Below are 12,479 nucleotides of genomic sequence, written 5' to 3'. Positions count from 1 at the left end.
TCTTAATTTTCTATCGCTTTAATTATTCTATACACCAGGCTATTTGCAGGTAGCTCGATGCCTATTTCATTGCCCATATTCACTAAACTGCCATTTAAATAGTCAACTTCCGTACGGCGCGAAGCCTCGATATCTTGCAACATAGATGAATGATTCGTTTTTGTTGCTTCGCATACAGCCATAATGGTATCCCATAACTCAACCGGAAGTTCAACTCCTTTGGCAGCAGCCAAACGAAGCGCTTCTTGGTAAAGATCTTGCATAAGTGAAAGAGTCCATGTCGATCGAAGCAATTCACCATTTTGAACACGTAGAATGGCTGTGAGTGGGTTAATAACCACATTGATGACTAACTTACTCCAGATTCTGACATCCATATTTTTCGACAATTCTGCACGAAATCCTGCTAACTCTAACATCTGCACAATGAAAATATGTTGATTATTTGGGGTAGCAACATGATACGGTTCTAACGCCCCCAAATAGGTGATTCCATGCCCTGTATGACTGACAGATGTAGGACCAATTCGCTTAGCCCCTTCTGTTGTTACGGCAAATAAGAGCTTATCCCACCCGATGGCTTGGCTTAATTTCACTTCGTGACCAACACCATTTTGAAAGCAAATAAGGTAGGTGTGATGTGTCATTTGGCTTTGTATATAGTTGATAAGTTCTGATGATAGGGCTGTCTGCTTCACCATAAGAAAGATATAATCGGCTTGCCGGGCTAGTGGAACCATATTTCCGCTAGTCTCCTCGGAATAGCTTTGAAATATGATCGACTTCTCCAGCTCCGGCTCTTGCGACTCCGCCCGAACGATTTGAATGCCATACTGCGCCAATTCTCTAGCTTGTCCATCAGACCTTGTTACTACTGTTAACTGCGAACAAACAGGGGCAAGTTTAGCGGCAAAAAGAAGTCCAAGAGAGCCTGCACCGATGATCATGATATGCATGCAATAACCACCTTTATCTATGTACCCTCTATTATACAGGAAAAAAGCCACAGACCAAGGCTCACCTTGATTTGCGGCTTTTCATTTTTAAGTTATAACGATTATTCTACTCTTTCCAAATTACCATTTGCATCCATTTTGAAGCGCGGCTTCTCTTCTTCCTCTTCTTCAACGAGAAATGCCATTTTTCTGGCACGGTCCATGATTTGAATAAGCGCTTTATAATCATCATTCACGACGCGATAATCCGTTTCAACTTCATTTACTTGTTTATTCAGCTTATTATTTTCTCTGCCAAGTCTATCGAGTTCGTCCTCTTTATCCTGCAGTTCTTTTTCTAACGTTTTAATATGACGATTCATATCCTGATAGGTACTGCGCCATTGCCGTAAGAAACGAATGACTGCATCAATAGATAGCGTTTCTTCAGTAAACACTTCATTCTTGCCAGTCGATACATCTGGACTATCAAGTAAACCAATGGAAGAAGATCCGGAAATCGAAACAGGCGCATGCTTTTTCAGCTGTGTCCGTTTCTGACGCTGTGCTTTCGCAATTTGAATGGCTGCTTCATATTTCTTCCGAACAAAGCTGTTCCAGCGAAATCCGCACGCGGCCGCGGTTCGTCCAATGCGCTCCCCAACTTCTTCAAACGCAGATAATTGTGTACTTCCTTCTCGGATATGACGCAATGTCAACTCCGCTAAAATTAAGTCGTCTTCATCGCTCCAAGCATCTTGTCTAATTGCCGACATAAGGCCAAACCTCCTAACAAATTATAGGGATCTTTGGTCGGAGAGCAAAGTCTCTCCTTTTCGGGAGCTTCGATTCCTGATCAAATTCTCTCCTACCTGCGGATACATCATAAAGAAGAATCAATTAGTCAGACAGGTATCAATTGATTCGTTGCCATTATTACTATTTCTATGCCCGTACTAGAGTTCATAGAATCTATTTGATACTAAATGGTATTGCCAAATTTTTTGACCCTCATACATGGGATTCGTATAAAAAGACATACTACGTCTATATGATGAAATGTTTTCAATTTCGTCACCGTTTGACGGTTTACACCACTTGGATCAAACGGTATAATGTGTTGTAGTTATTGTGCAACGTGGTACGAGAGGGGGATGTAACGAGAATGGATCGCATGTTTCGGGTTCTAGGTTTTTGGACACTTGTTATCGCACTAATGAGCTTAGCTGGCGATATGATACCTATGTCTCTGATTTTCTTTTTTCAAACTGCCGTATTCGTCATTCTAGGCTATATGCGCTTGTCAGAACGTACTTACATATTGCTGTTCTGGGGATACATGATTATCTCCTTCAGCGGATTTACGTATTGGTCATTTTTCAAAATGTCCGTCTAACGCAGATAACGAGCAAAAAGGTGAATCGGCAATTATGCCGGTTCACCTTTTTTAATGGCAATAAACACTTTAAACAATTCACTCATTCCATCGCTTAACAATAATTGTCGGATCGAACGATTTCTTTTGGACACATCACTAAATGGATTGGGATCGAAATGATTTTGCAGCTTTTCCAAAATGCCCTGCTCAACCAAGAACTGACGCTGCGTCTGAAATACATATGGCTCAAATCCCGCGGAAACCGCGGCCTCTTGACACAAGCTGAAATTAACATGCGCGGTAATGTCCTGTTCACCCGGTTCGATAAAAGGATTATCATGCGCTTCGTGCTTACGATAGCACATTAATGTCCCCTGATGCCGATGAGAGGCGTACAACTCCTCTTCTACATCGCCATAATCAATGGCAATAACGCACCCGCTTAGGATCCGTTCTGAAAGTCGGGCATACCAATCTATTGCCTCTAGATTTATTTCAATCATCTGTCCCTCTTGCCATTGAACTTCTAACGCGTTTAGATAGTCTAATATGCGTCCAGGCCCCAGAGGTAACCAGATCTCTTGCCAATGAGGCTCATGGTCCTGCCAGATCACGTGCGATTCATGAAAGGTCTGATCCTTGTATTGCAGGCGGTGAATCGGGAAAGCATCCAGCAATTCATTGGCCAACACATACACATCATCGCGTGGCGGCTCACTTAACCACGCTGTTTCATCCAAGAAACGAATTCGCTCCGCGTGTTCGACCAGCCTATCTTTTTGCAGCTGGCGATGATAGGCGCTCGATTCAATTAACGTATATGTCAAACGTTCATATACTCCGGGTGCATCCCGCTTCATTTCATCTAGCAACTGGAGCGCCATTCGCCCATTGCCTCCCCCCCATTCAACGATTTCGATGTATGGCGGCAGATTAGATGAATGCAACAGATGCTTATGTATGAACGAGGCAACCATTTCACCCATTACGGTTCCTATCGAAGAACTGGTATAGAAATCTCCTTGCTTACCTATCTTTATTTGATCCTTCCGGTAATAACCGACTGTATCTTGGTATAAGCATATCTCCATATAGTCTCGAAAGGAGATTCTTTGATCTACTGCCGAGCAAATACGTTCCTTCAGTACTGCGACAACGCTAGTAGGCACTAGTTGATTCACGATTGTAAAACCCCCAGTTCTTTACTTACAGACAAATGAATAAGAAACCCTTATAATGATAAAGGATTATGGAAGGAGAGACAGCCCAGCATGACAAAGAAGTGGATTACCCTAACAGCGATAACGGCAATTGGCCTAGTCTCGTTGACCGCTTGCACAGACAATACGCAAGTTAAAGAAGCATTTCAACAATCCGTAAACAAACAGTCGGAATTGAAATCTTATACTTTCGATGGAAGTACGACTCTCGCAATCAGTGATGGTCTAATGAAATCAGCTAACCCTCTTACGAATGGTTTGTTATCTTTGATCAGAGAGAGCACGATTACGTGGAAGGGAATTAGCCAAGTAGATTCCCTCCAATATCAATCAGACTTACGTATAACACCCAAGGGATCAACCTCCCCCATTGATATACCAATTCTCATTAAAGATAGCAAATTGTATTTTAATATGCCAGCCTTAAATAAGACAGCTGATGAGTTCTACGCGATTGATTTACAAAAAATGAGCGGAACAACAGCTAGTCCACTTACGGCTGACACGTTGAAAAATACACCTCAAGTTTCTACTACACTTACAAAATTGATATTCGAAGGTTTGGATGCGAAGTGGTTTAAGCAAGCCAAAGACCCCATTAAACTAACTGACGGATCCACAGCTAAATCGATTCAAGTTGATCTAACTACGAAAAATGTAAAAGAAATCAATACGCAATTCCAAGCCAAATTACCAGAGTTCATTGGTACTTTACAAACAAATGGCTTATTAGCAGCCGACAAAGCAGAAGCACTCAAGAAAAATGGGATGGCTTCAATAGCGCTTAAAGCACCGAGCAGCATGAAGATCGCAATAGATGATCAAGGCTTTATTCGTGATCAGACACTGGATATCACGTTCACGGTGACGCTAGATGGTAAAGTCCTCGATAATCATATTACACTTCATCAAACCAATGATGCTATTAATCAAAACACACCTCTGACAAAGGAAATCCCTGCTAAAGTGAAGAGTTTTGATGACATTCTCAAGCTCTTAACACCGGCCGCAAAAAAATAGGCATGGAGTTAAATACTTACCTTTCCCCAAAGGTAAGTATTTTTTTGTGCTTCATTTAATAGAAATATGATAATCTATTCATAGGGGGAGAATACCATCAATGAATTCTAAAAAACTCACAGCCTTGCTGTTGTCCATTGTTTTGCTATTACAAATCACATTGCCTACAGGAGGGGCTTTGGCCGAAGAAACCAAATCTTCTCAAGACGAAGCCAAGGAACTGCTCCAAAAAGGGCTCACTATTTTCGAAATCGATAAAGAGGTCGCTCGTCTTAACGAGCAGGATGCCACAATCGGCGAGCAAATCAAACAGAATGAACAAGATATCGTAAAGCAAAGCGGTAATGTGGATGCAACTCGCAAGCATGCCGGCAAAGTGCTTCGAGCGTACTATACAGGAGATCGAGACTCGATCTGGATGCTTCTTTTCGCGGCAAACTCCTTCACCGACGTCTTGCGCATGTTCGAATACTTACAGATGATCATCACGAATGACCATCGCTCACTAGCGAAGTTTACGGATTCCTTTCAGAAACTCACCAAGTTGCAAACGGAACTAGCGAATTCTCGGACTGAGCTGCAAGTTACCAAAGATAAATTTCTCCAGCAGCGCGAGAGACTCGTCAAGCTTCAAGAAGAACTGGACAAACAACTGGCCATAAGTGCACAGGCACAAGTCATTGCTGCTCAAATCAAAAACTTGAATGATCAATGGAAGCAGGAAGGTTTACCTTTGGCCAGAGATTACTTAGACAATTTATCCATGGCTTTCCGTGAGCTGCCACAATTCTTGATGCAGGACAGCAAGTATATTAGCATGACTTCTACAACGCCAGTCATCAATCTCACGGATGCTGATTTTAATACGTATCTTCACTCAAAGAGCGAGCTTTTGAAAACGTTGAATTTTGAATTCAAAGATGGATCTATGGTCGCCACAGGCAAAAAGGGCGAATTGCAGATAGCCATACAAGGGAACTTCGTCCTTCTTACGAACGCTGAAAATTTGAATGAAATACGATTTGTTGTTGATAATCTTGAATTTAATAGCTTTAAGCTGCCGGATACGACCATCGAAGACTTTACGAAGGAATTTTCACTAGGTTTTGTACCGAAAAAAGTAGTAAGTTACCTCGATGTGATCAGTGTCGAAACCAAAAAAGGCGTGGCAGTTGTGAAACTCAAGTTATCTCTGTAAACTAGTAGGGATAATGCATGGAAAAGTGAGGAACAACAAAAATGGAATCTAAAATTGGTCTAATGATGGATCTACCCGATGGAAAAACACCTGGCTTCTATGCCCAAATCGTCAAAGCACTTGCCGGCAAAGTCGAGTTATTCGATCGCGATAAAGAAATGCTGATTGTCAGTAATGAAGAACAGCAACGCGCTGCACTTGAAGTGATGGCTCATTTTAATATAGAGACCACAATTATGGAGCTTCGCTTGCTAGGTGAAGAAGCAGAATTGACGGATCTGTTCAGTGACTACGGGTTCACTAGCCGTGCAGAACATAACTATTTGTACGATAAAATCGTGATCCCTTTCCGCTTTACTGCGAATAGCCCCGCTGTCGAGGTTGATCAAGCGACCCTTCAGGTAGAAGAGCATCTCATCGCCCAGTATAAAGATGGTGACCACGACGTATATGTCGTTGATCGACAGTACGAAGAACTCATGCATGGCATTGCCAAAGCGTATCGCTGCAGCATCGAAATCCTTCGATAAATGCAGCAAAAAGCCCACATCGGCTGATGTGGGCTTTTCTCTATTCAGAGCAAATCTGCTGCCAATTGTGCCAGATGCGAGCGTTCACCGCGTTCTAACGTGATATGCCCGCTTATACCTTCCTGTTTAAAGCGTTCTACCACATACGTAAGCCCATTGCTCGATGCATCTAGGTACGGATGGTCAATTTGATCCGGATCGCCGAGGAGAACGATTTTACTTCCCTCTCCAACACGAGATACGATCGTTTTCACTTCGTGTTTCGAGAGGTTCTGTGCTTCATCGATAATAATAAATTGCCCAGGTATGGAGCGTCCGCGAATATACGTTAATGCCTCAACTTGAATACTACCTAGACCGGCAAGTATTTTTTCAATATCACCTGGTTTTTTGGTATCAAATAAGTATTCCAAATTATCATAGATCGGCTGCATCCAAGGACGCAGCTTTTCATCTTTTTCACCAGGCAGGTAACCGATATCCTTGCCCATCGGGACGACCGGACGAGCAATTAACAGTTTCTTATATTTACGATCATCTTCAATTTTCATGAGCCCCGCAGCTAGCGTAAGCAGCGTTTTACCTGTACCCGCTTTCCCAGTTAGGGTGACGAGCGGGATATCGTCATTGAGCAGAAGCTCAAGAGCCATTCGCTGCTGCGCATTGCGCGCGGCAATTCCCCAGATGGGATCATTACTCATATAAAGCGGCTCAAGCTTTTTGGCATCCGGTGTAACTTTGAGCAGTGCGGACTTGGAAGAGCCGAGCTCATCGCGCAGGATCACGAATTCGTGCGGATGCAGCATATAGCTCAAATTAAGTGATGTAACGGTCAAGAAGCGGTACGAATAGAACTCATCAATGATTGAAGGATGAACAAAGAGCGTGATATAACCAGTATACATATCGGTTTGAGCCACAATTCGATCTGTTAAGTAATCCTGTGCAGGAATACCCAGTACATCCGCTTTAATTCGGACCAACGTATCTTTACTAACAATTACAACAGGTCTAGCCACATCATTTTCTTGCTCTTCCAAATGGTAATTAAGTGCAACCGCTAGAATGCGATTGTCGTTCGTTAATTCAGCAAACGTATCTTGCAATTTCGCAAAGCTGCGATGGTTAAGCTCCACTTTAATACTGCCGCCATGCCCAAGTGTAATACCGTCGGATAAATTGCCTTTGGCTCTTAATCCATCTAGCAATCTCGAAACATGTCTGGCGTTGCGACCGATTTCATCCGCATTTCGTTTCTTAGAATCGATTTCTTCCAACACCACGGCGGGTATGACCACTTCATTATCTTCAAATGCGAATAAAGCATTGGGGTCCTGAAGCAGTACATTGGTATCTAACACGTAAATTTTTTTCATTGGTGTGTCCCCTCCCAGATTTGGCGTTAGATCATTGGTTATATTCATACATACAACCTAACTGTACAGGACAAACTAAACGCGAGATTCAGGAAAGAAGGGAACGATTCTGGTGAGACTAATATACGTATGCGGACTGATACTGATCCTCGCGGTAGGCTGCAGTCAAGCGCCGAAAAGTGGTGCCCCCTCTCAAGATACGAATCAAAAGCAAGTAAAAGTTCAACAAATCGCTCCGCAAAAGCTAGAAATCAAAGATTCTAAGGCGGTTGCAGCGCATTTGGAAAACCTAGCATTGGGTATCCCTCAGGTTGAAAGCGCACATTGCGTCGTCTTCGGCAATACAGCTGTCGTCGGCATTAATATTAAGAAGGAACTTGATCGAGCCAGAGTCGGAACCATTAAATATTCGGTGGCCGAGGCACTCAAGAAGGATCCTTATGGTGTGAATGCGATCGTAACGGCTGATATGGATTTAGATCAACGCTTACGCAACATCCGGGATAACATTCAAGCGGGAAGACCGATCACAGGCTTTGCAGAACAAATGGCTGATATCGTCGGTCGTGTAATGCCACAACTGCCACGTGATATCCGCAATGATCCAGATATCGATAACGCCGGTCCTAATGGGGATAGCCCGCAGGTTCCAGCCCGATAAATCACTGAATATGACAAAAAGCCTGACTGCATACGCAGATCTAGGCTTTTTTTATCGCATCAAAAACTTGGCCGAGTGAAAAAAGGGCATCTCGGCTCTCACAAGCTTTCGCATATTCAGCTTTATTGTTCATGTGGGCGCTATCTATCCATTGCATCGGTGCAGCTGTAAGATGTTCAGCCATATCGTTTGCGCCTCCTACTAGGTGGTTGAAAACGCTCCTTACACTTACAGTATAGCATAGCGAGTGCCAAGCGTTCCACCATTATGTATCTATTTTCAAATCAACGAACACTCCTTTTTTTAGGGGATATACTTTAGTGTACGTTGATTTGGTAAAGTTATGTCCATAGATGTCCATAGCATTAAACCGCTATTGATTATTGTAAATGGGATTCGAGTTGATATCAGCTAACAGCTTCTCCGCACTCTCGCGATCGAAACAATGCTTATGATATTCCCCTTCATGGTCATAACCAATCCATATTTTCATTGGATCTTCAACTGGCAGCACTTCAAGATTACTAACCCCATGATCTTCGACTAAAATAAGTGCAAAAAAATCCAACGTATCCTTTGCCGCTTCATCCTCAGGACGAGCCTGGGACACAATATGCATTTGCAGCCAATTGAAAAAGGCATCACCTAGCTTCATCTCAGCGTCCATCCTCTCTTAGTAGAACAATATCATAGCCAGCCTCTATCCATTTCAACCATTGGTTTATCCATACTTCATGCATCCCCTGGCTAGCTTCCCTATGTTCAACCATTGCCATTAGCAGTGCCTTCGATTCCTGCCTAGTCAGTAAACGATCCAGGAAGGCTTCTGCGCAGTGCGAAAGATGAAATGGCTCACCATTAAATACAATGTTACCATCATGCGTTAAATCTAATTCTACGAGGTCTGATCCACATATCTCTTCTTCATCACTCAGCAGCAGGCTCGATTTAAACATCGGGAGCAAGCGAGGATGTTGATGGCCTGCAAGCTGGCGAAACGATTCAAATTCTTCGTCAGGAAAACAGCTTATACGCTCAGCACCTAACATGAGCGGCGAATAACTGAGAATGGGTGTTATCCAATATCGGGTCATAAGGCATGGCTCCTTACTAGTTAAGTCGGCCTCTTACCGGTTCTTTTTTCAATAAAATAACGGATTCTCACCATGAACATTAGAGAGATTGCTACAGCCAAGCAAAGTACGATAGGCAAGCCTACGATTTGGAATACGAGTAGCATCACGGATCCGATCGCTAACAGCACATAGATTAGAGCCGTTTTGAGAACAGGTAACTTGCGTGTACGAAACACTTTATTGTACACATAGGACATGAATACAAAAATTAATAGATACGTAATCAAGAGGTGATTGGCAAACCATTCATTCAGGGCAGTCAACGAACATACACTCCATTTCATTAATAAGTTAAGTCATCCCAGATAAGTCATTCCTCATTATCCCTTAAAACGACAATAAAATAAAGGGAAATGCGGCTGGAAAGCCCACATTTCCCTTTATTCGAAAACTTTGTGAATTAAACGTTAGCTTCTGCTGTTTTGCGGTGCTTCTCAGCACGTTCGCGTTCGCTCTTGTTCAAAATCTTTTTACGGATACGAACTGATTTCGGTGTAATTTCACAATACTCATCATCATTCAAGTACTCAAGAGCTTGCTCCAAAGAGTACGAGCGAGGTGTTTTCATTTTTACTGTTTCTTCTTTATTTGCGGAACGGATGTTGTTTACTGCTTTTTCTTTACAAATGTTAACGATGATATCATTGTCACGTGTATGCTCACCAACAACCATACCTTCGTAAACTTCTGTTTGCGGATGAACGAACAAGATACCGCGATCTTCGACTGAAAGAATTCCATATAGTGTAGATACGCCGGATTCACTGGAAACGAGTACGCCTTCGTGACGTCCGCCAACGCCTGCTCCTTGATATGGACCATAGCTGTCAAAAGCATGGTTCATAATTCCGTAGCCGCGAGTAAGCGTTAGGAAGTTCGTTCTGTAACCGATCAAACCGCGTGCTGGGATCTTGAACTCTAGACGAACGTTACCGCTGCCGTTGTTGATCATGTTGACCATTTCGGCTTTACGAGAACCTAAGCTCTCCATAACGGAACCCATACTGTCTTCTGGAACGTCGATGATCAAATGCTCAATCGGCTCCATTTTTTGTCCGTCAATTTGACGAATGATAACTTCTGGTTTAGAAACTTGCAATTCAAAGCCTTCACGGCGCATGTTTTCGATCAGAATCCCTAGGTGAAGCTCACCGCGGCCTGATACAATGAATGCATCCGGGCTGTCTGTATCTTCAACGCGCAAGGAAACGTCTGTTTCAAGCTCTTTGTATAGTCGCTCACGGATTTTACGGGAAGTAACCCATTTACCTTCACGCCCCGCGAATGGCGAGTTGTTTACGATAAATGTCATTTGAAGCGTTGGCTCATCGATTTTCAAGACTGGCAATGCTTCTGGGTTCGCAGGATCTGCTACCGTTTCACCAATGTTAATATCTTTGATACCTGCAATGGCAATGATATCCCCTGCAGCTGCTTCTTCAATCTCAATACGTTTCAAACCACTGAATCCGAAAAGTTTCTCGATTCTAGCTTGTTTTTGTCCGCCTTCACGAGTCATAACCGCAACGGTTTGACCTTGACGGATTTTACCACGGTTCACACGGCCTACACCGATACGACCTAGGTACTCATTGTAATCCATCAATGTAACTAGGAATTGAAGCGGTTGTTCAACATCTTCCGTTGGAGCTGGAATGTGTTGTACGACTGTTTCATAGATAGCTTCCATGTTATCATCTTGTTTCTCTGGATCAAGACTTGAAGTTCCTTGCAGTGCGGAAGCATAAACAACGTGGAAATCAAGTTGCTCGTCAGTTGCACCAAGCTCGATGAACAAGTCAAGAACTTCATCAACAACTTCTTGTGGACGAGCGTTCGGACGGTCAATTTTGTTTACGACAACAACTGGAGATAGGTTGCTCTCAAGTGCTTTACGTAGAACGAATTTCGTTTGTGGCATTGTACCTTCGAAAGCATCTACAACCAACAATACGCCGTCTACCATTTTCATGATACGTTCAACTTCTCCGCCGAAGTCAGCATGTCCTGGTGTATCTACAATGTTAATCAAGTAATCTTTATAGTTAATCGCCGTATTTTTGGCAAGGATGGTAATACCGCGCTCTCTCTCTAGATCATTGGAGTCCATCGCTCTTTCTTGAATAGCTTCGTTATCGCGGAATGTTCCGGATTGTTGAAGCAATTTATCTACGAGTGTTGTTTTACCGTGGTCAACGTGTGCGATAATGGCAATATTGCGAATCTTGTCTCTTGCATGCATGAATGTCAAACCCTCTCTACCCTATAATTTTCGTCTCTGTTCATAAAACAAGCGTCGGACATAAGCGCCGACGCTTGACATTTACCCTTAGTATACGCAGTTTCTCGACATTATGCAAGAAAAAAGGCACACAAAACAAAACTTTTAACTGGAAAGAGGCGAGATCACCATAATCTCCGCTTTCGGAAAATCATGGAAAGTCCTGCTACGACAAGGATCAAAGCGATTACATAAATCCCTAATTTGACTAGTAAAGTCAAAGCAAAAAGCGCTGCTGAAATGATTCCTAATACCACAGCAGCGATCCAAACGCCGCGATCACTCCCCCGATCAAACAAGTGAAGTTCGTATAAACCAATGGCAGGACCTAGAATGAAGCCCGGCCAAATATAGGCCATGGAGCCCCAGCCAAATAAATTGCAGAAGAAAAACATAAGGGCATATACGGTTAAAATGCCACCAGGAACGAGTACACCTGCTGGTAATCGACGGTTGAAATACAAGAAATGAAAGAGCATTCCAGGCACGAGTAATACAAGCGGCCAAAAAAAGGAAAGCAGCAACTGGAAGACTCCTAATTTGCCTAGCAACAATAAGACAGCCAAGCCAATAAATAAAATACCAATGGAGTAGCTATTTCTAGCGATACGAATCCCTCCTAAAATGGACATATGTTGAATAGGCGTAAATCGGCCAACAAATCGACACCCTTCAACAAATATTTTAGCTCACATGACATGAAATTGCTAGGTGTTTATGATGGGACCTCTTTGCGTTCGATTC

Annotated in this window: 15 protein-coding genes; 5 read left to right on the top strand and 10 right to left on the bottom strand. The window is 43.0% G+C overall.

Going from position 1 to position 12,479, the window contains the following annotated elements; genetic code table 11:
- Positions 1–2: 2 nt before the first annotated feature.
- Both ACSQ8P_RS14755 and ACSQ8P_RS14750 read right to left on the bottom strand, forming a co-directional pair.
- The gene (locus ACSQ8P_RS14755; protein WP_436235883.1) at positions 3–956 is read right to left on the bottom strand and encodes a ketopantoate reductase family protein; all 954 of its coding nucleotides are present in this window, start codon (positions 954–956) and stop codon (positions 3–5) included.
- Between the two features lie 101 nt (positions 957–1,057).
- Positions 1,058–1,711: an RsfA family transcriptional regulator gene (locus ACSQ8P_RS14750; RefSeq protein WP_056609674.1), complete on the bottom strand. Its 654-nt coding sequence runs from the start codon at positions 1,709–1,711 to the stop codon at positions 1,058–1,060.
- A gap of 389 nt (positions 1,712–2,100) precedes the next feature.
- Between ACSQ8P_RS14750 and ACSQ8P_RS14745 the strand changes: the two genes are divergently transcribed.
- Entirely contained in the window at positions 2,101–2,331 is a 231-nt protein-coding gene (locus ACSQ8P_RS14745; RefSeq protein ID WP_029196536.1) for a DUF2626 domain-containing protein, read from the top strand.
- Between the two features lie 32 nt (positions 2,332–2,363).
- On the opposite strand, the gene ACSQ8P_RS14740 is transcribed toward ACSQ8P_RS14745, so the two are convergent.
- Positions 2,364–3,494, bottom strand: coding sequence for a class I SAM-dependent methyltransferase (locus tag ACSQ8P_RS14740; RefSeq protein WP_436235882.1), 1,131 nt, complete (start codon positions 3,492–3,494; stop codon positions 2,364–2,366).
- A 90-nt stretch (positions 3,495–3,584) separates the two neighbouring features.
- Between ACSQ8P_RS14740 and ACSQ8P_RS14735 the strand changes: the two genes are divergently transcribed.
- From ACSQ8P_RS14735 to ACSQ8P_RS14725, 3 genes are all read left to right on the top strand, one after another.
- Positions 3,585–4,553 carry a hypothetical protein gene (locus tag ACSQ8P_RS14735; RefSeq protein WP_436235881.1) on the top strand — a complete coding sequence of 323 codons (969 nt, stop codon included), beginning with the start codon at positions 3,585–3,587 and terminating at the stop codon, positions 4,551–4,553.
- A 100-nt stretch (positions 4,554–4,653) separates the two neighbouring features.
- Positions 4,654–5,751 (top strand): hypothetical protein, encoded by a 1,098-nt coding sequence (locus ACSQ8P_RS14730; RefSeq protein WP_436235880.1) that lies wholly within the window; start codon positions 4,654–4,656, stop codon positions 5,749–5,751.
- Between the two features lie 41 nt (positions 5,752–5,792).
- Positions 5,793–6,281 carry a hypothetical protein gene (locus ACSQ8P_RS14725; protein WP_436235879.1) on the top strand — a complete coding sequence of 163 codons (489 nt, stop codon included), beginning with the start codon at positions 5,793–5,795 and terminating at the stop codon, positions 6,279–6,281.
- 44 nt (positions 6,282–6,325) lie between these two features.
- On the opposite strand, the gene ACSQ8P_RS14720 is transcribed toward ACSQ8P_RS14725, so the two are convergent.
- Entirely contained in the window at positions 6,326–7,657 is a 1,332-nt protein-coding gene (locus ACSQ8P_RS14720; RefSeq protein ID WP_056609685.1) for a PhoH family protein, read from the bottom strand.
- A 112-nt stretch (positions 7,658–7,769) separates the two neighbouring features.
- Here ACSQ8P_RS14720 and ACSQ8P_RS14715 point away from each other — a divergent pair, with 112 nt between their 5' ends.
- Positions 7,770–8,318, top strand: a complete 549-nt coding sequence (locus ACSQ8P_RS14715) for a YhcN/YlaJ family sporulation lipoprotein (protein WP_436235878.1) — start codon at positions 7,770–7,772, stop codon at positions 8,316–8,318.
- 40 nt (positions 8,319–8,358) lie between these two features.
- Here ACSQ8P_RS14715 and ACSQ8P_RS14710 read toward each other — a convergent pair whose 3' ends face one another.
- The 6 genes from ACSQ8P_RS14710 to ACSQ8P_RS14685 form a co-directional block, all read right to left on the bottom strand.
- Complete coding sequence (locus ACSQ8P_RS14710; RefSeq protein WP_436235877.1) at positions 8,359–8,502, bottom strand: hypothetical protein; 144 nt, start codon at positions 8,500–8,502, stop codon at positions 8,359–8,361.
- A gap of 189 nt (positions 8,503–8,691) precedes the next feature.
- The gene (locus ACSQ8P_RS14705; RefSeq protein WP_436235876.1) at positions 8,692–8,985 is read right to left on the bottom strand and encodes a hypothetical protein; all 294 of its coding nucleotides are present in this window, start codon (positions 8,983–8,985) and stop codon (positions 8,692–8,694) included.
- The gene (locus tag ACSQ8P_RS14700; RefSeq protein ID WP_436235875.1) at positions 8,975–9,412 is read right to left on the bottom strand and encodes a hypothetical protein; all 438 of its coding nucleotides are present in this window, start codon (positions 9,410–9,412) and stop codon (positions 8,975–8,977) included. The genes ACSQ8P_RS14705 and ACSQ8P_RS14700 overlap by 11 nt, the downstream gene beginning before the upstream one ends.
- A 20-nt stretch (positions 9,413–9,432) precedes the next feature.
- Positions 9,433–9,708 (bottom strand): YlaH-like family protein, encoded by a 276-nt coding sequence (locus ACSQ8P_RS14695; RefSeq protein ID WP_056610118.1) that lies wholly within the window; start codon positions 9,706–9,708, stop codon positions 9,433–9,435.
- Between the two features lie 146 nt (positions 9,709–9,854).
- On the bottom strand, positions 9,855–11,696 hold the full coding sequence (gene typA / locus ACSQ8P_RS14690; protein WP_436235874.1) for a translational GTPase TypA: 1,842 nt from the start codon (positions 11,694–11,696) through the stop codon (positions 9,855–9,857).
- A 164-nt stretch (positions 11,697–11,860) separates the two neighbouring features.
- Positions 11,861–12,367, bottom strand: a complete 507-nt coding sequence (locus ACSQ8P_RS14685) for a hypothetical protein (RefSeq protein ID WP_436235873.1) — start codon at positions 12,365–12,367, stop codon at positions 11,861–11,863.
- Positions 12,368–12,479: the final 112 nt, after the last annotated feature.

This window comes from Paenibacillus sp. LjRoot153 (genome assembly GCF_964253085.1).
Taxonomy (GTDB): domain Bacteria; phylum Bacillota; class Bacilli; order Paenibacillales; family NBRC-103111; genus Paenibacillus_E.
The sequence above is the reverse complement of the archived record's forward strand: the minus strand, read 5'-3'. Positions and strand labels throughout refer to the sequence as shown.

Excerpts from the sequence above, each read along its gene's own strand:
- ACSQ8P_RS14755 (WP_436235883.1), bottom strand. The coding sequence starts at position 956 with ATGCATATCATGATCATCGGTGCAGGCTCTCTTGGACTTCTTTTTGCC.
- ACSQ8P_RS14750 (WP_056609674.1), bottom strand. The coding sequence starts at position 1,711 with ATGTCGGCAATTAGACAAGATGCTTGGAGCGATGAAGACGACTTAATT.
- ACSQ8P_RS14745 (WP_029196536.1), top strand. The coding sequence starts at position 2,101 with ATGGATCGCATGTTTCGGGTTCTAGGTTTTTGGACACTTGTTATCGCA.
- ACSQ8P_RS14735 (WP_436235881.1), top strand. The coding sequence starts at position 3,585 with ATGACAAAGAAGTGGATTACCCTAACAGCGATAACGGCAATTGGCCTA.
- ACSQ8P_RS14730 (WP_436235880.1), top strand. The coding sequence starts at position 4,654 with ATGAATTCTAAAAAACTCACAGCCTTGCTGTTGTCCATTGTTTTGCTA.
- ACSQ8P_RS14725 (WP_436235879.1), top strand. The coding sequence starts at position 5,793 with ATGGAATCTAAAATTGGTCTAATGATGGATCTACCCGATGGAAAAACA.
- ACSQ8P_RS14720 (WP_056609685.1), bottom strand. The coding sequence starts at position 7,657 with ATGAAAAAAATTTACGTGTTAGATACCAATGTACTGCTTCAGGACCCC.
- ACSQ8P_RS14710 (WP_436235877.1), bottom strand. The coding sequence starts at position 8,502 with ATGGCTGAACATCTTACAGCTGCACCGATGCAATGGATAGATAGCGCC.
- ACSQ8P_RS14705 (WP_436235876.1), bottom strand. The coding sequence starts at position 8,985 with ATGGACGCTGAGATGAAGCTAGGTGATGCCTTTTTCAATTGGCTGCAA.
- ACSQ8P_RS14700 (WP_436235875.1), bottom strand. The coding sequence starts at position 9,412 with ATGACCCGATATTGGATAACACCCATTCTCAGTTATTCGCCGCTCATG.
- typA (WP_436235874.1), bottom strand. The coding sequence starts at position 11,696 with ATGCATGCAAGAGACAAGATTCGCAATATTGCCATTATCGCACACGTT.
- ACSQ8P_RS14685 (WP_436235873.1), bottom strand. The coding sequence starts at position 12,367 with ATGTCCATTTTAGGAGGGATTCGTATCGCTAGAAATAGCTACTCCATT.